Source organism: Bradyrhizobium sp. JYMT SZCCT0180 (assembly GCF_018130165.1).
Lineage (GTDB): Bacteria > Pseudomonadota > Alphaproteobacteria > Rhizobiales > Xanthobacteraceae > Bradyrhizobium.
On the sequence record NZ_JAFCLZ010000014.1, the window covers coordinates 22,722 to 41,720 of the forward strand.

23 protein-coding genes, 2 tRNA genes and 2 pseudogenes are annotated in these 18,999 nt (G+C 63.4%); 10 read left to right on the forward strand and 17 right to left on the reverse strand.

Annotated features, from left to right (window positions below; translation table 11 throughout):
• Nucleotides 1–57: 57 nt before the first annotated feature.
• Nucleotides 58–242, forward strand: a pseudogene (locus JQ641_RS20790) (transposase); the annotation flags it as partial.
• A gap of 45 nt (nucleotides 243–287) precedes the next feature.
• On the opposite strand, the pseudogene JQ641_RS38890 reads toward JQ641_RS20790, so the two are convergent.
• Nucleotides 288–616: pseudogene (locus JQ641_RS38890) on the reverse strand (IS30 family transposase); the annotation flags it as partial.
• The gene (locus JQ641_RS38895) at nucleotides 613–1,077 is read right to left on the reverse strand and encodes a helix-turn-helix domain-containing protein (protein ID WP_211997828.1); all 465 of its coding nucleotides are present in this window, start codon (nucleotides 1,075–1,077) and stop codon (nucleotides 613–615) included. The gene JQ641_RS38895 and the pseudogene JQ641_RS38890, both read right to left, overlap by 4 nt.
• A 392-nt stretch (nucleotides 1,078–1,469) precedes the next feature.
• Here JQ641_RS38895 and JQ641_RS20805 point away from each other — a divergent pair, with 392 nt between their 5' ends.
• On the forward strand, nucleotides 1,470–2,087 hold the full coding sequence (locus JQ641_RS20805; RefSeq protein WP_249150579.1) for a terminase small subunit: 618 nt from the start codon (nucleotides 1,470–1,472) through the stop codon (nucleotides 2,085–2,087).
• 42 nt (nucleotides 2,088–2,129) lie between these two features.
• On the opposite strand, the gene JQ641_RS20810 is transcribed toward JQ641_RS20805, so the two are convergent.
• The 10 genes from JQ641_RS20810 to murA all read right to left on the reverse strand — a co-directional run bounded on the left by JQ641_RS20810 (nucleotide 2,130) and on the right by murA (nucleotide 9,342).
• Nucleotides 2,130–2,267, reverse strand: coding sequence for a hypothetical protein (locus JQ641_RS20810; protein WP_211997829.1), 138 nt, complete (start codon nucleotides 2,265–2,267; stop codon nucleotides 2,130–2,132).
• Nucleotides 2,268–2,663: 396 nt separating this feature from the next.
• Nucleotides 2,664–3,014 carry a hypothetical protein gene (locus tag JQ641_RS20815; protein ID WP_211997830.1) on the reverse strand — a complete coding sequence of 117 codons (351 nt, stop codon included), beginning with the start codon at nucleotides 3,012–3,014 and terminating at the stop codon, nucleotides 2,664–2,666.
• A gap of 388 nt (nucleotides 3,015–3,402) precedes the next feature.
• Nucleotides 3,403–3,478: transfer RNA gene (locus JQ641_RS20820), tRNA-Phe, on the reverse strand.
• A 317-nt stretch (nucleotides 3,479–3,795) separates the two neighbouring features.
• The gene (gene yacG, locus JQ641_RS38025; protein ID WP_349628600.1) at nucleotides 3,796–3,975 is read right to left on the reverse strand and encodes a DNA gyrase inhibitor YacG; all 180 of its coding nucleotides are present in this window, start codon (nucleotides 3,973–3,975) and stop codon (nucleotides 3,796–3,798) included.
• A gap of 58 nt (nucleotides 3,976–4,033) precedes the next feature.
• Entirely contained in the window at nucleotides 4,034–4,657 is a 624-nt protein-coding gene (locus tag JQ641_RS20830; RefSeq protein WP_211997832.1) for a Maf-like protein, read from the reverse strand.
• Nucleotides 4,658–4,925: 268 nt separating this feature from the next.
• On the reverse strand, nucleotides 4,926–5,393 hold the full coding sequence (locus tag JQ641_RS20835; protein WP_211997833.1) for an arsenate-mycothiol transferase ArsC: 468 nt from the start codon (nucleotides 5,391–5,393) through the stop codon (nucleotides 4,926–4,928).
• Between the two features lie 105 nt (nucleotides 5,394–5,498).
• Nucleotides 5,499–6,002, reverse strand: a complete 504-nt coding sequence (locus tag JQ641_RS20840) for a UPF0262 family protein (protein ID WP_211997834.1) — start codon at nucleotides 6,000–6,002, stop codon at nucleotides 5,499–5,501.
• The gene (gene hisD, locus JQ641_RS20845) at nucleotides 5,999–7,294 is read right to left on the reverse strand and encodes a histidinol dehydrogenase (protein ID WP_211997835.1); all 1,296 of its coding nucleotides are present in this window, start codon (nucleotides 7,292–7,294) and stop codon (nucleotides 5,999–6,001) included. Before hisD ends, JQ641_RS20840 begins: the two co-directional genes overlap by 4 nt.
• Before the next feature lie 210 nt (nucleotides 7,295–7,504).
• Nucleotides 7,505–7,957: a DUF2948 family protein gene (locus tag JQ641_RS20850; protein ID WP_211997836.1), complete on the reverse strand. Its 453-nt coding sequence runs from the start codon at nucleotides 7,955–7,957 to the stop codon at nucleotides 7,505–7,507.
• A gap of 95 nt (nucleotides 7,958–8,052) precedes the next feature.
• Nucleotides 8,053–9,342, reverse strand: a complete 1,290-nt coding sequence (gene murA / locus JQ641_RS20855) for a UDP-N-acetylglucosamine 1-carboxyvinyltransferase (protein ID WP_211997837.1) — start codon at nucleotides 9,340–9,342, stop codon at nucleotides 8,053–8,055.
• A gap of 205 nt (nucleotides 9,343–9,547) precedes the next feature.
• Between murA and JQ641_RS20860 the strand changes: the two genes are divergently transcribed.
• The 6 genes from JQ641_RS20860 (at nucleotide 9,548) to JQ641_RS20885 (ending at nucleotide 13,527) form a co-directional block, all read left to right on the forward strand.
• Nucleotides 9,548–9,757 carry a TOBE domain-containing protein gene (locus JQ641_RS20860; RefSeq protein WP_211997838.1) on the forward strand — a complete coding sequence of 70 codons (210 nt, stop codon included), beginning with the start codon at nucleotides 9,548–9,550 and terminating at the stop codon, nucleotides 9,755–9,757.
• Complete coding sequence (locus JQ641_RS20865; protein ID WP_211997839.1) at nucleotides 9,754–10,779, forward strand: iron ABC transporter substrate-binding protein; 1,026 nt, start codon at nucleotides 9,754–9,756, stop codon at nucleotides 10,777–10,779. The genes JQ641_RS20860 and JQ641_RS20865 overlap by 4 nt, the downstream gene beginning before the upstream one ends.
• A 63-nt stretch (nucleotides 10,780–10,842) precedes the next feature.
• On the forward strand, nucleotides 10,843–11,154 hold the full coding sequence (locus tag JQ641_RS20870) for a type II toxin-antitoxin system HigB family toxin (RefSeq protein WP_211997840.1): 312 nt from the start codon (nucleotides 10,843–10,845) through the stop codon (nucleotides 11,152–11,154).
• Nucleotides 11,155–11,553, forward strand: coding sequence for a helix-turn-helix domain-containing protein (locus tag JQ641_RS20875; RefSeq protein ID WP_211997841.1), 399 nt, complete (start codon nucleotides 11,155–11,157; stop codon nucleotides 11,551–11,553).
• A gap of 196 nt (nucleotides 11,554–11,749) precedes the next feature.
• Complete coding sequence (locus JQ641_RS20880) at nucleotides 11,750–12,769, forward strand: FecCD family ABC transporter permease (RefSeq protein ID WP_211997842.1); 1,020 nt, start codon at nucleotides 11,750–11,752, stop codon at nucleotides 12,767–12,769.
• On the forward strand, nucleotides 12,766–13,527 hold the full coding sequence (locus JQ641_RS20885) for an ABC transporter ATP-binding protein (RefSeq protein ID WP_211997843.1): 762 nt from the start codon (nucleotides 12,766–12,768) through the stop codon (nucleotides 13,525–13,527). The genes JQ641_RS20880 and JQ641_RS20885 overlap by 4 nt, the downstream gene beginning before the upstream one ends.
• Before the next feature lie 205 nt (nucleotides 13,528–13,732).
• On the opposite strand, the gene JQ641_RS20890 is transcribed toward JQ641_RS20885, so the two are convergent.
• From JQ641_RS20890 to JQ641_RS20910, 5 genes are all read right to left on the reverse strand, one after another.
• Nucleotides 13,733–14,392, reverse strand: coding sequence for an NAD-dependent epimerase/dehydratase family protein (locus tag JQ641_RS20890; protein ID WP_211997844.1), 660 nt, complete (start codon nucleotides 14,390–14,392; stop codon nucleotides 13,733–13,735).
• A 17-nt stretch (nucleotides 14,393–14,409) separates the two neighbouring features.
• On the reverse strand, nucleotides 14,410–15,234 hold the full coding sequence (locus tag JQ641_RS20895) for an alpha/beta fold hydrolase (protein ID WP_211997845.1): 825 nt from the start codon (nucleotides 15,232–15,234) through the stop codon (nucleotides 14,410–14,412).
• 110 nt (nucleotides 15,235–15,344) lie between these two features.
• Nucleotides 15,345–15,851 (reverse strand): hypothetical protein, encoded by a 507-nt coding sequence (locus JQ641_RS20900; RefSeq protein WP_211997846.1) that lies wholly within the window; start codon nucleotides 15,849–15,851, stop codon nucleotides 15,345–15,347.
• A 114-nt stretch (nucleotides 15,852–15,965) separates the two neighbouring features.
• A complete protein-coding gene (locus JQ641_RS20905; protein WP_211997847.1) occupies nucleotides 15,966–17,687 on the reverse strand; it encodes an FAD-dependent oxidoreductase in 1,722 nt (573 codons plus the stop codon).
• A gap of 80 nt (nucleotides 17,688–17,767) precedes the next feature.
• Nucleotides 17,768–17,971 (reverse strand): hypothetical protein, encoded by a 204-nt coding sequence (locus JQ641_RS20910; protein WP_211997848.1) that lies wholly within the window; start codon nucleotides 17,969–17,971, stop codon nucleotides 17,768–17,770.
• A gap of 318 nt (nucleotides 17,972–18,289) precedes the next feature.
• On the opposite strand from JQ641_RS20910, the gene JQ641_RS20915 reads away from it, so the two are divergent.
• Nucleotides 18,290–18,364 (forward strand) — tRNA-Thr (locus tag JQ641_RS20915).
• Nucleotides 18,365–18,607: 243 nt separating this feature from the next.
• Nucleotides 18,608–18,985 (forward strand): hypothetical protein, encoded by a 378-nt coding sequence (locus JQ641_RS20920; RefSeq protein WP_211997849.1) that lies wholly within the window; start codon nucleotides 18,608–18,610, stop codon nucleotides 18,983–18,985.
• The last annotated feature ends 14 nt before the right edge of the window (nucleotides 18,986–18,999 follow it).

Below are 18,999 nucleotides of genomic sequence, written 5' to 3' on the forward strand. Positions count from 1 at the left end.
TATAAAGCAGCAGACCATGCCGAATGTCCGCTTGGGGTGGCGGGTTCAACCACTGAGGTCGAGGTCTACTTTTGTGATCCTCGATCTCCCTGGCAGCGCGATCAAACGAAAACACCAACAGATTGCTGCGCCAATACCTTCCGCGCGGCACCGGTCTGTCCTTGCACAGCCAGGTTAAGCTCAGTGCCATCGCAAGGCAGCTCAATGAACGGCCGACAAAGACCTTGCTCTACGCCGGCTGAGAAGTTCGCAGAATGATGTCAAGCGTTGATGGTCCGCGAGTTCCTTCTATCCCAGGTCAACGACCGGTACAGTTCACTGGGCAATCTTAGCGATTGCTTGATCAGCGCGGAGACGACGCTTTCGGTGTCCTTATTCGCAACCTTGACCAGCATCACGTAGCGCGAATGGCGCTCGACAAGCGTTGCGACATAACTATTCCCCGATCCACCGATCAGGTCGCCCTCCCAATGGCCTGCGACCGCACGATCTTCAACTGACGGCGGTCGTTCGCTGATGGATACGGCATTCTTGATCTGGCCGAGCCCGTTCTGGCGTGCCTGGATCGGGGGACCGTGCGCCTCGCCCTCAGGTGCTCAAGAAGCTCCTTTTTCAGCACGCGAACAGGCTCCGATAGATCGTCTCGTGTGACACCTGCTTTTGAGGTTCCCCCGGATATGTGCGCTTGAGCCAGCCGGCAATTTGCTCCGGTGACCATTGCCGCCGCAGCCAGGTCGATACTGTCCGCCTCAGGAACGGACGGCAAGCCAGCTTGCAAAGCTTGGGGCGCCGCGCCCTATCCCAGGCAGCCTGATCGGACCGGGGAGCTCGATAGCGGTCCGCCCCGCCATTACAATGGACTTCACGGCTGATAGTTGACACAGATCGTCCCAAGTGGAGCGCAATTGAACGCAATGAGCGGCGCATGCTGAGCCATCGAGAAATCTCCCTCTCGTTCAGAAGACTGAGTGTCCACTTGGAACGGCGGCGATCTGGAGGACGGATTCCGCCCTTTGGCGAGATTACCGAGAAGACAGAAGAAGACTCCCGGTCAAACCAGCGCCCGATCGCACTCATCGGCTCCCCAGCCTGCTAGCGATCCCAGATCTCTGACCGCTGCGCTGCCGAGTAATAGATGCGACGCCGCTGTTTCATGACCACACTCCATCTTTGGACAAGGATTAGAGTGTTGCGTTGATCAGTTGAACCCGCCGTCAAAAGGCGCCGTCCCGGAGTTGCTTGGGGAAGTCTGCTTCACCCCTAGAAGCGGACATCGCGCATATACGAGTACACGTCCTAGAATTCCACCTATCTGAGGTTTCTGAGGTTTCTGAGGTTTCTATCAACCCTAACGCGGAAACTGTCAGTAGAGCCGCTTATATACCCGTGCATACATGACAGTTCATGGAAGGGAGGTGAAACAACCTCATAAACCTACGAAACCTCAGACGGCCTGACGTTGATAAAACTTGATCGACTGGTGGCGGCAACCATTCGAGGGATATGCGTCGGACGTGATGTCACCCGATGCACCCATGCCGGTCATGCCGGTCCTGACGCCCAAGCAACGGCGATTTGTCGAGGAGTACCTTCTCGACATGTGCGCCGGCAAAGCCGCGATCCGGGCCGGATACTCGAAAAAGACAGCAAACCAGCAGGGGCACATTCTGCTCGGTCAGACCGGCATCAAGGCCGCGATCGACGCGGCAAAGCTTGCGCGCTCCGACCGAACGGAAATCGATGCCGATTGGGTCTTGAAGCGCCTTGTGCTGGAAGCCGATGCCGATCTCGCCGATCTCTACACGGACGCGGGCGATCTCAAGCCGATCGAGGCATGGCCAGAAATTTGGCGGCAAGGATTGGTCGTTGGTGTTGAAGTCGAGGCACTGTTCGAAGGCTATGGCGAAGATCGCAAGCAAGTCGGTCTGGTGAAGAAGATCAAGTTTAGCGATCGACTGCGCCGTCTGGAATTGATTGGCAAGCATGTAGGCGTAAATGCGTTCCAGAATCAGATAGTTATTAACGACGTCGAAGGTCTCGCGGATCGGCTAGTTCGCGCGGGACAGCGCATGGACCGCAATGTTTAACTCTTCGATCGAAAGCAGTCCGAGTCGTGTCGGCGGAGAGGCCTACTTGGAGATGCGCCACGACGGCGCCGGCATGATCTCAAAGCCGAAGACGCGCGAAAGCGCCGCCTTCTTTACCATTTGACTTTTAAGACCGCCAAGCCCTTTCGCTTCATACGTCGCTTCGATGCGTTTCAGCACGGCGGCCAGGAATGCGCCCGTGCCGCAGCAGGGGGGTCGAGTACGAATACGCGATCCGACGCGAGCCCGTCCTCGATATTCAAGTCTTCGCGCATCGCCTTGTCCACCCGGGCGACCATGTAGGTGACGACCTCGTTTGGCGTATACCAACCTCCGAGTTCCTTGCGCAGTTCGGGATCGAAAGCTTCGAGGAATGGCTCATAAAAGAACTGTTGAACCGCTTGAAGAACCCGTCGGGGTCTACCCGATTGAGGGTTGCAGCAGTCCAATCGAGCACCTCGACCAGATGAAGCGGCTGCAAATGTGCGGAACTCGCAATTTGCTGAAACGGATGAACGGAACCGTGAGATGCCAAGTCGCGAGCTTCCAGTCAAATTTTGGAGAAGAGCGCGGCACTTAGCGGGCCCATAAAACCCACGCGGAGAAGACACCATAGAACAGCGTCTGCACCAGCGTCGATCTGAAGAAATGGCTACCCTTCTCGGCGTCAAATGTGACACCGAGCGCCTGTTCAAGCGACGTACGGATAACCGAAACCGTCCGCGAAGATGTCTTGTCGGCCGTGACACTATTTGTCCAGGTTCGAAGTTGCTGACGGCCGTATCGCGTCGCCTTGACCGGACGGACGGCGAAGTCGCCATCGGGATACAGCGTCGCCAGTTCTTCGGCATACGTCGGCCGCTTCTGTTTTTCGCTCGGCGGCGGCGTCGGCTCGTCGTTCCTCCATGTAGGATGACCGAACCGCATTAGCGTTTCGTATAGTCTCTTCCGGCGCGGCGCGTTTTGTGATTCCAAGACGACGGCTCGGGTCTTCCGCACCGTCGAAGCTATCCGGCGGCTCTGACCCGTGCATGCGATCATGCCAGCGCGCCCGGCAGTACCGCCCAGCGCGGTCTGACGCCAAAGCGCCGGCTGGCAGCGTAGATCGCGGCATGACACCCGCCGGTGCGGAGAAGCTGGCTGCTCTGAAATCTCTCTCCGGACGACAGAAGCTCGGCCAAGCGCTGGGTTTTGTTCTTGGCTGCCGGCTTAGGGCGCGGCGGTTCATCACGCATTACACTGTGGAAACAAGTGTGTAACGTGATTCCGTATCGCACACTATCTTTTTGATTTTATTATGATTTTCTCTGTAAAATGGTGCCCAGGGGCGGGATCGAACCACCGACACTGCGATTTTCAGTCGCATGCTCTACCAACTGAGCTACCTGGGCACTGCGGGGCGAAAACGGCCCGGAGCGGGCGGTTTATAGTGGGGCGAGAGGGCCGTGTCCACCCGGCTTCGCCTTTGGCTTCGCCGGGCGCGGCCCGTTTGTGACTTATCCGCCAAATTGTTGGGAATTAAGCGGTATTTGGTGTCACCGCGAAGGGACTCGGCTCCCTCTCCCGCTTGCGGGGGAGGGTTGGGGTGGGGGCTCTCTCCGCGATGCGACTCGTGGAGAGAGCCCCCACCCGCCTCGCTTTGCTCGGCACCCTAAGAGCGAGCTCCGCTCGTCTCGACCCCCGCAAGCGGGAGAGGGAAAGATCGCCCCTACTCCTCGTCTTCTGCCTCATTCTCTTTGCCGGGGATGACGTAGCGGCCGGAGAGCCAGCGGTTCAGGTCGACGTCGCGGCAGCGCGGGGAACAGAACGGCAGGGTTTTGGGATTTTCGGCGGGCTTGCCGCATTCCGGGCAAGGCTTCGATGAAGGCTCCGATGCCGGTTTCGACACGCCCGATTCGGCCTGGCCGGCATCCTTGCCCGTTTCCTGGCCCGCATCTTTGGGCGGGTCAGCTGGCATTCAACCAGCCGAAGCGGATCGGAAAACCTTCCCCGCCGAGCAGCGTGATCGTTTCATAGAGCGGCAGGCCGACGATGTTGGTGTAGGAGCCGACCATCTTGACCACGAACGATCCAGCGATGCCCTGCACCGCATAGCCGCCGGCTTTGCCGCGCCATTCGCCGGAGCCGATATAGGCCTGGATGTCGTCCTCGTTGAGCCGCTTGAAGCGCACGCGGGTCTCGATCAGGCGTTGGCGAAAGGCTTCCTTCGGCGTCACCACGCAGATCGCCGTGTAGACGCGATGGTTGCGGCCCGACAGCAGCCGCAGGCACTGCGAGGCTTCGTCGACCAGGTTCGCCTTCGGCAGGATGCGGCGGCCGACCGCGACCACGGTGTCGGCGGCGAGGATGAAGGAACCGCGCAGCTCGTCGTCGAGCTGCACGGATTTCAGCGCAGCATCCGCCTTGGCGCGCGCCAGGCGATTGGCGCAGGCGCGCGGCAGCTCGCCCCGCTTCGGGGTCTCGTCGACGTCAGCGGGACGCAGCGCGTCGGGCTCGATGCCGGCCTGGTTGAGCAGGCTGAGCCGTCGCGGCGAACCGGAGGCAAGAACGAATTTGGGTCGGCCAAGCATGCTGATTTTTGGGAGGCAGAGGAATCGAGGGGCGAATGCGCGCGGAACCTATCGGAAGGGCGTGGTTTTCACAACCGGGTGGCAAGTGGTTGTGGTGGCTTCACTATCTAAGTCGCCCCTGCGAGAGGCTCGTGTCCCGGACGCGGCGCAGCACGAAGTGTTGCGACGCAGAGCCGGGACCCACGCTCCCCGCAAAGATGGACCCCGGAACAGCAGCGCAACACTCCGTGTTGCGCTGCATCCGGGGAACGCCAATCAACACCAATCTTCACCCGCTCGCCGCGCCCACCTTTGAAAACCGCCGGCGGATGCGCAGCGAGAGGCCGTCGCAGACGTCGCGATAGGCTTGCAGTTTCTGCTCGCGGCTGCCTTCGGTGTCGGTCGGATCCGGCGTCGGCCAGTATTCGACGTCGGCGGCCAGCGTGTGCGTCAGCGCCAGCGCCTTGTGATGCGCTTCGGGCGACAGCGTGATGATGAGGTCGAAATTGAGCCCTTCCCAATCCTCGAGTTCCTCGAACGTCTGCGGCTTGTGGCCGGAAATATCCTGGCCGAGTTCGGCCATCACCGCGACCGCGAACGGATCGAGCTCGCCCTTCTTGACGCCGGCGGATTTCACATAGAGCGCCTGCGGAAACATCTGCTGCAGCAGGCTTTCCGCCATCGGCGAACGCACGCTGTTCAGGCCGCATGAGAACAATACGGCCTGCGGATTGCGCGCGCGGGGCGGCGCGTCCATGCGGTCAGTCTTCTCTTGTTCGGGGCGCGAGCCTCTCCGAAAGTCGGATCCCGCGCTTTATTTGACGCATGACCTGATCCGAAAACCGCTTCGCACTTTTCGGGGTCATGCGTCCTGCCCCTTCCAGTGCAGCACGCAGATCAGCGTGAACAGCCGCCGCGAGGTTTCGAAATCGATCCGCACCTTGCCCTTCAGCCGCTCCTGCAGCGTGCGCGAGCCCTCGTCATGGATGCCGCGGCGGCCCATGTCGATGGCCTCGATCTTGTCGGTCGTCGCGGTGCGGATCGCCTGGTAGTAGCTGTCGCAGATCATGAAATAGTCCTTCACGATCCGCCGGAACGGCGTCAGCGACAGCAGATGCGCCACCACGGGCGTGCCGTCCTCGCGGCGGATGTCGAACATCAGCCGGTTGCCGGTGATCGCAAGGTGCAGCGTGAACGGGCCGCTGTCGGCCCCATCAGGCGCGAACAGGTTCTGCTCGATCAGGTCGTAGATCGCAATGGCGCGCTCATGCTCGATGTCGGGCCCGGAACGCCCGATCGATTCCTCGTCGAGCGTCACCGCGACAATGCGGTTCTGCGGGTCTTCCTCTGCGGGCGGCTTGGTCATGACAGGTTGAGGCGCAATCCGATCGAGCGTGAATGGGCATCGAGACCTTCGGCCTTGCCCAGGGTCATCGCGGCGGGTCCCAGCGCGCGCAACTGGTCCGGCCCGCATTTGAGAATCGAGGTGCGCTTCATGAAGTCTAGCACGCCGAGGCCCGACGAGAACCGCGCCGAGCGCGCGGTCGGCAGCACATGGTTGGAGCCGCCGACATAGTCGCCGATCGCCTCGGGCGTATGGGCCCCCAGGAAGATCGCGCCGGCGTTGCGGACCTTTGCCGACAGCGCTTCGGCGTCCGCGGTCATGATTTCCAAATGCTCGGCCGCGATGGCGTTCGCCAGCTCCACGGCGTCGTCGAGCTTTTTCACCATGATGATGGCGCCGAAATCCTGCCACGAGGCGCGGGCGATTTCCGCGCGCGGCAGCGTGACGAGCTGCGCTTCCACCGCCTGTTCGACCTCGGCGGCGAGACGTTCGCTGTCGGTGATCAGGATCGACTGCGCGCTGGCATCGTGTTCGGCCTGCGCCAAAAGATCAGCCGCGATCCAGCCGGCATTGCCGGTGTCGTCGGCGATGACGAGAACTTCGGAGGGGCCGGCGATCATGTCGATGCCGACCTTGCCGAACACCTGCCGCTTGGCGGCAGCGACATAGGCGTTGCCGGGGCCGACGATCTTTGCCACCGGCGCGATCGTTGCGGTGCCGTAGGCCAGCGCCGCCACCGCCTGCGCGCCGCCGACGCGGTAGATTTCCGAGACGCCGCCAAGCTCAGCTGCCGCCAGCACCAGCGGGTTGAGCTTGCCGTCCGGCGACGGCACCACCATCACCACGCGCGGCACGCCGGCCACCGCGGCCGGCACAGCATTCATCAGCACCGAGGACGGATACGCCGCCGTGCCGCCGGGCACGTAAAGGCCTACCGCGTCGATCGCGCTCCAGCGCCAGCCGAGCTCGACGCCGAGCGCATCGGTGAAGCGCTCGTCCTTGGGCAGTTGGCGGCGATGGAACATCTCGATCCGGTCGCGCGCGAATTTCAGCGCATCCAGCGTGGCGCTGTCGCAGGCCTTGGTCGCGGCGGCGATCTCATCAGCGGTGACGCGCAGGCCGCTGGCTGCGATATCCAGCCGGTCGAATTTGCGGGTCGCCTCGAGCAGGGCGGCGTCGCCGCGCGCGGCCACGTCATCGACGATGGCGCGGGTGGCCCGCTCGACATCGGCGGACGCTTCGCGCTTGGCGCCGAGAAAGGCGCCAAAGCGCTGGTCGAAATCGGCGCTGCTTCTGTCCAGGCGAATGGGCATGGTGGCTTTCTGTGGAGGCTTGCGGGCCTATGCTCAATGGCGCGGCGGCCCATGGCCGTCAACCCTTTGAGTCCGCCCTGGCCGGATGGTTCAAAGGGTCGGGCCGGCCCCGTAGGGTGGGCAGAGCGAAGCGTGCCCACCTAACTCGGGGAAAGGCTGAGAATCTGCCCCAATGTGGTGGGCACGGCGCGAAAAGCGCCTTTGCCCACCCTACGAAGCGTCCGACGGCGCGATGCCGATATCGCTGGTGCCGAGGTCGTCGGCGCCGAGGTCGGTCAGCTCGCATTCCAGGCATTCGACGTCCAGCCGCAGCGCTCCGCCATGGCTGAACAGCAACAAGGCGCTGCCGCCGGGGGCCTCGCCGGGGTGGAATTCGATCCCGACCAGTTCCAGCACGGCGTCCGGCGCATCCAGATCGATGTTGCGCGACTTGCAGGCCAGCACCCGGTCGAAGCGCAATGCTGCGATCGTCCGCCGCGGGGTGGTGCCGCCGGACAGCGTTTGTTCCCAGTCGAGCCGGTTCATGCCGACCACCAGGCGCTTTTCGTCCTGTCGCCAAACGATGTCGGAAGCCTGCACCCGGGCATCCTGGACATGCGCGGAGATCACCGAGAGATCATCGGCGTCGAGCGCGATCAGTTTGAGCTGTTCAGGCGAACCCATGCGCCAACTTTACCTTTAATTTGGGCGTAGCCTAGCCGCAAAAGCCGGTTCCCATCCCGGGTCAAGTCCGAGGACATGCTTTTGCCGGAGACACGTCAGTCGCTGATGCGCTGGATCGAGGCGCCGCAGGCCGACAGTTTTTCCTCCAGCCGCTCAAAACCGCGGTCGAGATGATAGATCCGGTTGACCATGGTCTCGCCTTCGGCGGCAAGGGCGGCGATGACCAGCGACACCGACGCGCGCAGATCGGTCGCCATGACCGGCGCGCCGCGCAAGCTCGCGGTGCCGTCGATGGTGGCGGTTTCGCCGTCGAGCGAAATCTTCGCGCCGAACCGCGCCAGCTCCTGCACATGCATGAAGCGGTTCTCGAAAATGGTTTCGGTGATCTGCGAGGAGCCGCCGGCGCAGGCCATCAGCGCCATCAGCTGCGCCTGCAGATCGGTCGGGAAGCCCGGGAACGGCGCGGTCGACACGTTGACCGGCTTGATCCCCGCACCGTTGCGGGAAACTTTTATGCCATCCTTGTTGACGGTGATGACGGCGCCCGCCTCGGTCAGCACGTCGAGCGCCGATTGCAGCAGCTCCGGCCGTGCGCCGGCGAGCTGCACCTCGCCGCCGGTCATCGCCACCGCCATCGCATAGGTGCCGGTCTCGATGCGGTCGGGCAGCACGGTATGCCGCGCGCCGTGCAGTTTTTCGACGCCATCGACCACGATGCGCGGCGTGCCGGCGCCGGTGATCCGCGCGCCCATCTTGTTCAGGCAATCGGCAACGTCTGATATCTCGGGCTCGCAGGCCGCGTTGTCGATGACGGTCGTGCCCCTGGCCAGCGTCGCCGCCATCAGCGCGACATGGGTGCCGCTGACCGTCACCTTGGGGAAATCGATGGCCGCGCCGCGCAGGCCGCCGGGCGCTTTGGCGACCACATAGCCGGCGTCGATGGTGATCTCGGCGCCGAGTTTCTCCAGCGCCATGATCAGCAGGTCAACCGGCCGCGTGCCGATCGCGCAGCCGCCCGGCAATGAGACCTTCGCCTCGTGCATCCGTGCCAGGAGCGGCGCGATCACCCAAAAACTGGCGCGCATCCGTGACACCAGTTCGTAAGGCGCGGTCGTATCGATGACATCAGCCGCCGAAATATGCAGGGTCTGTCCCTGATATTCGCGGTCGCCGGGCCGCTTGCCCGCGGACATGATATCGACGCCGTGATTGCCGAGGATACGCTGCAGCTGCGCGACATCGGCGAGCCGCGGCACGTTGTCGAGAATAAGGGTTTCCTCGGTGAGCAGCCCCGCGATCATCAGCGGCAGCGCGGCATTCTTCGCGCCCGAAATCGCGATGGTGCCGTTGAGTGGGCTTCCGCCGACAATCCGAATGCGGTCCATGCCACCCCCCTTTGTTATGTAGAACGTATGGGGGCCGCGAAACCCCAATGGCAAAAGCCTTGCAATTTGCGGCTATTTGATGGGGTTGCAGGATTCCAGGCCGGTTAGACCGCTGTATTCTGAATTGCTATGGTGAGTCAGCAACACGGAGCATTGGCTGTCACGACAGTTCGGCGCCAGGCCTGCCACCAACACGGAGCCTCCCATGAAAATCAGCGCACGCAATCAGCTCAAGGGCACCATCACCGAAATCGTCAAGGGCGCGACCACGTCGCATGTCCGGATCGACATCGGCGGCGGCGTCACCGTCACCGCGTCGATTACCAATGAAGCGGTCGACGATCTCAAACTGGCAAAGGGCAAAGCCGCCACCGCCGTGATCAAGGCCAGCGACGTGATGGTGGGTGTCGATTGATCGACCGCCGCGCGCTACTTGCGGGTTTGTCGGCCGCGGCCCTGATCGGGCCGCGCCGTGCGTTCGCGGCGACCGCCAAGGACGCCGCGGGACGCGCGGTGCCGATCCCGGCCAAGGTGGCGCGCGTGTTTCCCGCCGGGCCGCCGGCGGCGATCCTGCTCTACACGCTGGCGCCGGACCTTTTGATCGGCTGGCCGCGCGCCAACCGGGTTGAAGAATGCGCCTACATGCTGCCGGATATCTGCGCGCGGCCGGAAGTCGGTCGCATCACGGGCCGCGGCAACACCGCCAATCTCGAAACCGTGCTGGCGGCCAAGCCCGACCTGATCCTCGACGTCGGATCGACCAGCGCCACCTTCGTCTCGCTGGCGGAAAAAGTTCAGGAGCAGACCGGGATTCCCTACGCGCTGCTGGACGGCCGCTTCGCCGGCATCGCCGGCACCTATCGTACGCTCGGCGAACTGATCGGACGAACTGAAGATGCCGAGAAACTCGCGCGCTATGCCGAAGACACGCTGAAGACCATCCTCGATCGCGTCGCGCCGGTCGCAGCAGGCGACCGCCCAAAAGTCTATTACGCGCGCGGGCCGCGCGGACTTTCGACCGGGCTCGGCGGCTCGATCAATGTCGAGACCATTGAAATGCTCGGCCGCAACGTCGCGGGCGAAACCCAGGGCGGGCTCGCCAATGTCTCGATCGAACAGGTCCTGGTGTGGAATCCCGATGTGATCGTGACCATCGACCAGGAGTTCGCCGCCAATGTGCGGAGCGATGCTGCCTGGGCGTCGGTCAAGGCCGTCAGGGACAACCGCGTGCACCTGTCACCCAAGATGCCGTTCGGCTGGGTGGATTTTCCGCCCTCGGTCAACCGCCTGATCGGGCTGTGGTGGCTCGCCAAGCTGCTTTACCCCGAGCGCTTTCCGGAAGACCTGCGCACGCTGACAGCAGATTTCTATTCCCGCTTCTATCATGTTACCCCGACGGCGGCGCAAATCGACCATGTACTTGCGGGCCGGGATTAGCAGAGCATCTCGGATGCCAATCGCGGCCTTCCAATTTTTGGAATTTCGTGCTACGCTTCATTGATGATCGTTGTTGGGACGGATGTGGTCGAAAGCTACCTTGCCGCTCATGCCGGCCATGAAGGGATCAAAGCCGCACGATCGCAATACGGAGCGTGGCTGGATATCGTCGCTCGTGCCGAATGGAGCAATCCAGAAGAGGTGAAGGCGTCCTACCCCAAGGCTAGCATCTTGAAGGCTGGCCGGGTCGTGTTCAACATCAAGGGCAATGATTATCGACTGATCGCCCGGTTGCAGTACCAAGCAGGCGTTTTGGCGATCCGGTTCTTTGGGACGCACGCGGAATACGACGAGATAGACGCGGAGACAGTGTAAATGGACGCAACCATGATCTTGATCGACAGCGACGCGGAGCTCGCGCGTGCTCGCGCACTGGTAGATCGTCTCTGGACTTCGGATGACCCAGCCGACATCGCGCGGCTGGAGGCACAAGCGCGGCTGATCGCCGCCTATGAGGCGCGCAGGTGGCCTCGCCGTCCGTCGAGCACCGCAGAACTAATCCGGCACCTTATGGATCAGCACAACCTCACGCGCGCCGACATGGTGCCGATCCTGGGCACACCGAGCAGAGTTAGTGAAGTCCTGCGAGGCAGGAAGGAACTGAGCATGGCGATGGTTCAGAGGTTGCGTGCCCGCTTCCGCGTATCAGCCGACTTGCTGTTGCCACCGCCCAAGAAAGCATCGATCCGGCGCAACGCTAAACGAGCGGCGTAGTGTTTCCGGGAGTTCGAGCTTATGTCTGTGAGGTTCGCCGCAGCTTCAGATGGCTCGTCATAGCACAACGGCGAAGCCGTAGTGCCGATCTTCGTCCGCGGTGGCGCCCGGTTCGCGTGAAGAAAACGCGTCAAAAAAACAATCTAGAGCCCCGTTTCGATTTTATCGAAGCGAGAAAGGCTCTAGCTTCGGCCGCATGAACAATGTCCGATCCGCCGTGCCGGGATTTGCGATCGCGATCGCGGTGCTGATCGCGGGCTTGCTGCTGGCGCTCACCGTCGGCCGCTATCCGGTGGGACTTGGCGATCTCCTCAGCGTGCTCTACGCGAAGCTGGCGGGCCACCGCGCCGACGTTCATCCCGCGGTCGAAAGCGTCATTTTCCAGGTGCGCGGGCCGCGCGTGATCGCGGCGATGCTGGTGGGTGCGGCACTCGCGGTCGCCGGTACCGCGTTTCAGGGCTTGTTTCGCAATCCGCTGGTCTCCCCCGATATTCTCGGCGCATCGTCGGGGGCGGCGCTCGGCGCCGTGGTCGGCATCTATTTGTCGCTCGGTATATTCGCGATCCAGGCCGTCGCATTCGTGGGCGGGCTGATCGCGGTCGCGATCGTCTATGTGATCGGGGCTGCGGTGCGCTCGCGCGATCCGATCCTGGTGCTGGTATTGACCGGCGTCGTGGTCGGCTCGCTGTTCGGCGCCGGCGTCGGCCTCGTGAAATATCTCGCCGACCCCTACAACCAGCTTCCGGCCATGACGTTCTGGCTGCTCGGCAGCCTGTCGTCGACCGGGATCGCTGACTTGCTGCCGCTGTTCGGCCCGGTCGCGCTCGGCACCGCCGTACTGGTCGCGTTGCGCTGGCGCATGAACGTGATGTCGCTCCCCGAGGAAGAGGCGCGCGCGCTCGGCGTCGCCACCGGGCCGCTGCGCATCGCCATCGTCGCTGCGGCGACCCTCGTCACCTCGGCCAGCGTCGCCACCGCCGGAATCATCGGCTGGGTCGGCCTCGTCGTGCCGCATCTGGCGCGATCTTTGGTAGGACCCGATTTCGCGCGGCTGTTGCCGGCGGCGGCCATTCTCGGCGGCGGCTATCTGCTGCTGATCGACACGCTGGCCCGCACCATGGCGCAGGTCGAAATTCCGCTCGGCATCCTCACCGCCGTGATTGGGACGCCGTTCTTCATCTGGCTGCTCGCCAGCGTGCAAAAGAACTGGTCATGATCCTCGAGGGCGACAAGCTCACGATCGGCTATCCGGACCGCGTGGTCGGCACCTCGCTCGATGTCCGGATGGAGACCGGCGAGGTGCTGGCACTGCTGGGACCCAATGGCGGCGGCAAGACCACGCTCTTGAAGACCCTGCTCGGATTATTGCCGCCGAAAGCGGGCGAGGTTCGGCTCGACGGCGCTGACCTGTCGTCCCGCTCGATCCGCGAACGCGCGCGCCTGATCGCCTATGTGCCGCAGACCCACGTCGCGACATTTGCGTTCACGGTGGAGGCCGTGGTGCTGATGGGCCGTACCGCGCATGGCGACCTGTTCGCGCGGCCGACGGCAAGGGATCGCATGGTCGCGGTAACCATGCTCGACCGGCTCGGGATCGCAGCGCTGGCGAACCGGCCCTACACCATGATCTCCGGCGGCGAGCGACAACTGGTGCTGCTGGCGCGGGCGCTGGCGCAGGAGCCGCAATTCATCGTGCTGGACGAGCCGACCGCCAATCTCGACTTCGGTAACCAGGGCAAGGTGATGCGCGAGATCCGCGCGCTGGCCGCTTCCGGCCTCGGCGTGCTGTTCACCACCCACGATCCCAACCATGCGCTGCGCGCCGCCGACCGCGCTTACCTGCTGCGCGGCGGTGAGCGCATTGCCGAAGGACCGACCAAGGAAATCCTGACGCAGGCGCAGCTGGAAGCGCTTTACGGCGCGCCGGTGCGGGTGATTACGGATGCGACTGGCACGGCGTTTGTGCCGGGGTGAAGTGAAGGCGCGGCTTGTAGCGGGGCCTCGTCCTTCGAGACGCGGCCAAGAGGCCGCTCCTCCAGCGATGAGCTTACGCTCACGCGGGGATGAGGATTTAGTCTCTTCGTCTGGATGGGGAGTTGTTTTATCCCTCATGGTGAGGAGCGCGGCTTCGCGCGTCTCGAACCATGCAGCCCGTGCACGTGCGACGAATGCATATTCGTCAGACCGCGTTGATATCCTCGCTCTCCAGCACCGGCTTCGGATAGCCATCGCGTGCGACCTTGATCATGGCGCGGCCGAGTTGTTCGCTTGTTGTCATGAACTTCGGTGAGGTGCGGGCGAGATACGACAGCAGCGGTGCGGCGACGACATAGATCGCGTTCACCCAGCCTGTCTTCGAGCGCACGCCGTGCAGCGGCTGGATGCCGGCGGGCCGGAACATATAGGCGGCCTTGAACGGCAGCTTGAGCAGATCGTTCTCGGTCTTGCCTTTGACGCGCGCCCAGCGCACCGGGCCCTGTTCGGTTGAATCCGTGCTGCGGCCGGTGACGTAGGTGAACACCATGTTCGGGTTGAGCCGAACCAGCGTGTTCGCCGCGGCCATCGTGACGTCATAGGTCAGATGCCGGTAGCGCTCGGCGTCCATGCCGACCGAGGAAACGCCGAGGCAGAAGAAACAGGCGTCGTACCCGGTGAGATCGGATTCGATGGCGGAAAAATTCGTAAAGTCCTTGTGCAGGACTTCACGAAGCTTGGCGTGCTGCTGCCCGGTCGGGCTGCGCCCGACCACCAGCACGCGCTCGACACCGGCGTCGAGCAGGCATTCGCGCAGTACGCCCTGCCCGACCATGCCGGTGGCGCCGAACAGAATGACCTTCATGGCAGGGTGAGCCTGGCTCATCCCTTGATGAAGGCGAGCAGGTCGGCGTTGATCGTCGCCGCTTCCGTGGTCGGCATGCCGTGCGGAAAGCCCTTGTAGGTTTTCAGTATGCCGTTCTTCAGCAGCTTTGCCGACAACGGCGCGGAGTCGGCATAGGGCACGATCTGGTCGTCGTCGCCATGCATGACCAGCACGGGCACGTTGATCTTCTTCAGGTCCTCGGTGAAATCGGTCTGCGAGAAGGCGACTATGCCGTCGTAATGTGCCTTCGCGCCGCCCATCATGCCCTGCCGCCACCAATTCTGAATGATGGCTTCCGACGGTTTGGCGCCGGGCCGGTTGTAGCCGTAGAACGGGCCGGACGGGAGATCGCGATAGAAGTCTGAGCGGTTGGCCGCGAGTGCGGCCTGCAAGCCGTCGAAGACATCCTTGGGCAGACCGCCGGGATTGGCAGCCGTCTTCACCATCAGCGGCGGCACTGCGCTGATGATCGCGGCCTTCGCCACCCGGCTCTCGCCGTGGCGGGCGATGTAATGCACCACCTCGCCGCCGCCGGTGGAATGGCCGACATGCACCGCGTTCTTCAGATCGAGATGCGCCGTCACCGCCGCGAGGTCGTCGGCATAATGGTCCATGTCGTGGCCGTCGCCGACCTGGGCAGAGCGGCCATGGCCGCGGCGGTCATGGGCGATGACGCGAAAGCCGTTGTGGAGGAAGAACAGCATCTGCGTGTCCCAGTCGTCCGCCGACAGCGGCCAGCCGTGGCTGAACACGATCGGCTGACCGGAGCCCCAGTCCTTGTAGAAAATCTCGACGCCGTCTTTTGTTGTGATCGTGGGCATGGGGAGACTCCTTTGGATTGGTTCGTCATTCCGGGGCGACGCAAAGCGTCGAACCCGGAATCTCGAGGTTCCGGGTTCGCGCTATCGCGCGCCCCGGAACGACAAAAGCGTCAGGCGTATGCCGGCCGGTAGCGCCGGATGACACCAATGATAACGATCACGAAGAACACCAGCACGATGCCCTGCGCGACCGCAAAGGGCGGCTCGGCCGGCGGCACGCTCGGCGCCAGCGCGTGCAGCACCGGCACCTTCAGGAACGACTGGACCACCAGCACGAACACATTGAGATAGAGCGCCACCAGCGCGGTCAGCGCGTAGATCCAGCGCCAGGCGCCGCGCAGATTCATGATGTAGAGCGCAAAACAGGCGATCGCCAGCAGCACCAGCGACATCAGGCCGAACAGGTGCGACGGCAGGAATTTTTCGAACAGCAGCGGCGGAATCACAAAACCGGTCGCGCTGGTCAGGATCGTGGTCAGCAGGAAGATCGCGGTCAGCCCCGGCTGCCGCTTCGAGCCGAGCATTCCGAACATCACGATGAGGCCTGTAACGATCCCGATCAAACTGATGACGACATGCACGAGAACAAATGTCGCCGTGCTCATACCGAGTATCATGAAGCGCCCCCTTCGTTGGAAACCCGCCCGCACGTTACGATGCAGCAGAAAAAATTGCCACACGCGCCCATTGCACAACCGTCATGCGCGGCATCGACGAAAGTCGCACGCGGATTAGAGCGCCGGCTTCGAACCATCGGCGAGAAAGCCGTGCAATGCCGCCACCACCTGCGCGCCCTCGCCGATCGCGCCGCCGACCCGCTTGACCGAGCCGGAGCGGACGTCGCCGACCGCGAACACGCCGGGCACCGTGGTTTCCAGAAACGGCACCGCACGCTCGCTATTTTGGCCGCCCTGGATGCCACCTTGGACGCCGGTGAGAACAAAACCGGCGCGGTCGACCTTGACGCCGCAACCTTCGAGCCAGCCGGTCGCAGGGTCGGCGCCGACGAACAGAAAGAGATTGCGGATGTCGAGGCTCTGCACCTCGTCCGGGGCCAGACGGCTGCGCCAGCGCACGCGCCGCAGCGAGGCATCCTCGCCCTCGAGGCCGACCACCTCGGCGTTGAAGATCAGCTCGATATTGTCAGTCGCTTCGATGCGCTCGATGAGATAGTGCGACATGCTGGCGCCGAGGCCGCCGCCGCGGATGATCATGTAAACTTTCCGCGCATGGCTGGATAAAAACACGGCGGCCTGTCCGGCGGAATTACCGCCGCCGACCAGCACGACGTCCTGATCGACGCACAGCTTGCCCTCGATCGGCGAGGCCCAGTACCAGACGCCGCGGCCCTCATAGGCGTCGAGGTTTTCGATCTCGGGCCGGCGGTAGCGCGCGCCGCTCGCGACCACGACCGATTTGGCTTTCAGCGACTGCCCGCATTCGGTCGCCAGCGCGAACAGGCCATCGGGCTTCGTGCAATCCAGCGAGCGGATGGAGACCGGGATCAGCATCTCGGCGCCGAATTTCTGCGCCTGGTTGTAGGCCCGCCCGGCAAGCGCCTGGCCGGAAATGCCGGTCGGGAACCCCAGATAGTTCTCAATCCGCGCACTGGCCCCGGCCTGCCCGCCAAAGGCGCGGGAATCGAACACCGCGACCGACAGCCCTTCCGACGCCGCATAGACGGCGGTGGCAAGCCCGGCCGGACCGCTGCCGACCACGGCGACATCGTAGAGCTTGTCATGCGCATGGTTGGTGATCATGCCCATCGCCAGCGCCAGCGAGGTTTCTGACGGATTGCGCAGCACGGTGCCGTCAGGACACACCACCAGCGGCAAATCGCTGCGCGCGGCCGAATAACGCTCGACGAGATCGGCGGCGTCCTTGTCGTTCTCGGGATCGAGCAGATGATGCGGCTGACCGTTGCGCGTCAAAAAGTTCTGCAAGCGCGCCATGTCGCCGAGCGAGGCCGGCCCGATCAGCACCGGGCCGCCGACGCCGCCCTGGATCAGGCTGACCCGGCGCAGCACCAGCGCGCGCATGATGCGCTCGCCGAGGTCGGCCTCGGCCATCAGCAGCGCCCGCAACCGGTCCGGCGGAATCAGCAGCGTCTCGACGTCGCCCTCGGCATGGCCGTCGACCAGCGCGACGCGGCCGGAGAGCTGGCCGATCTCGGCCACGAATTGTCCAACGCACTGATCGATAACCGGCGTGACATGGCCGAGGCCGTCGCGCAGCGTGATCGCGACATGGCCCGACAGCACCACGAACATGCCGGGTCCGGGCTTGCCGGTCTCGAACAGCGTTTCGCCGTGCCCAAACCTGCGTAATTCGCCGAACCGGCGCATGCGCTCGATTTCGTGCGACGTCAGCGTCGGGAAGGTCTGTTCGTGGCGCGGAAAGGCGAAGGAAGCCTGGCCGGCCGCCGGACCGGCTGTCGTGGTGTCTGTACTCATCTCGCCACCCAATTAAAATTCAGAGCTTGCGGAGAGCATGTCCCGGACCACCCGGCGAGCCGCCGGGAGTTTCCTGTCCGCTATCGGCCCGGCTTCTCGCCGCCTGCGTCATCTAAGGAGACATCGGCGCTTTCGGAAGGTGCGGCGGCCTCGTCGCTGCGCCCGCGCGCCTGCGACTTCCGCCGCTTGAGATTTTCGCGCAGCGCCACCTTCAAGCGCTGTTGTCGCGAATCCTTCACACCGCCATCGGTTTTTCCCGCGCGCTCGTCTTGGTCGTCTTGCATCCTGGGCCTGTCGGGTGTGCCGTCGCGGCACTTTAATCTTCTCTCCGAACATATTGGGTTTCGCCCACCCGCCGCGCAATCGCCTCCTTGCCGGACGCGCCACAATGATTCGGCGGCGCTGGCGTCCGGGGTGGGCCGGCGAAATGGAACCGATCGGCCCGAGTTGGCCCGGTTTGAAGCCATGAGCCGGCGACCATGCCAATTTTTGCCCGTTTTGGGCCCTTTCGGGGCCCGCCGCGTGCTTGCGCCGGAGGGGTCCTTGTGGCAAGAACCGGCCGCCTGCAGGGGCCTTTTGGCCGATTCCTAATTACCGGGCACGCTGCCGTAGCTCAGTGGTAGAGCACTCCATTGGTAATGGAGAGGTCGACAGTTCAATCCTGTCTGGCAGCACCATTTCTGGCATTGTCTCTCGCCTCAAACGAGACATCGCCGCGCGCTCAAAGATCTGCGCGCACTTTCCCTCCATTCCGTCTCGGCTGCCATCTCGATCAGCTTTCGAGCGACCGCTTATCCGATGCCCTTCAATTCGGCATCGCCCGGCTGCTCCACACGCCACGCGCGCGTCCCATTCCGGATTATGATAGCCCTCATTTGGGAAACCTTGAACGGGTTTGCATGAAAGCGAGGAAGTCCACCATGCGCCTATCCAAAGCCGCCGCCCTGGCGCTGATCGTTGCAGCCACGAGCGTGGCGCCGGCATCTTCGGCGCCGGCCGCTTCCGACTGTTCAGCATCGACGACACTGGCGAACTGGGGCGAGAACTCGACCGGCGACATTGACATCGCGGCCGGGGAAAGCTGCGTGTTTCCGATCAAGATACGCGGCACGGTGACCAGCTCTGAAATTTCGCAGAAGCCGGCACGCGGCAAGTTGAAGAAGATTGACGCATCCACTTACGAATACAGGGCGAAGGCGAAATACAAGGGGAGCGACACTTTCGTGATCAAGGCAACGGGCAAGGGGCCGACGGCGGCCGGCACGTCGGTCATTACGGTGAACGCGACGATCAAATAGCCGCATCCTTTTCG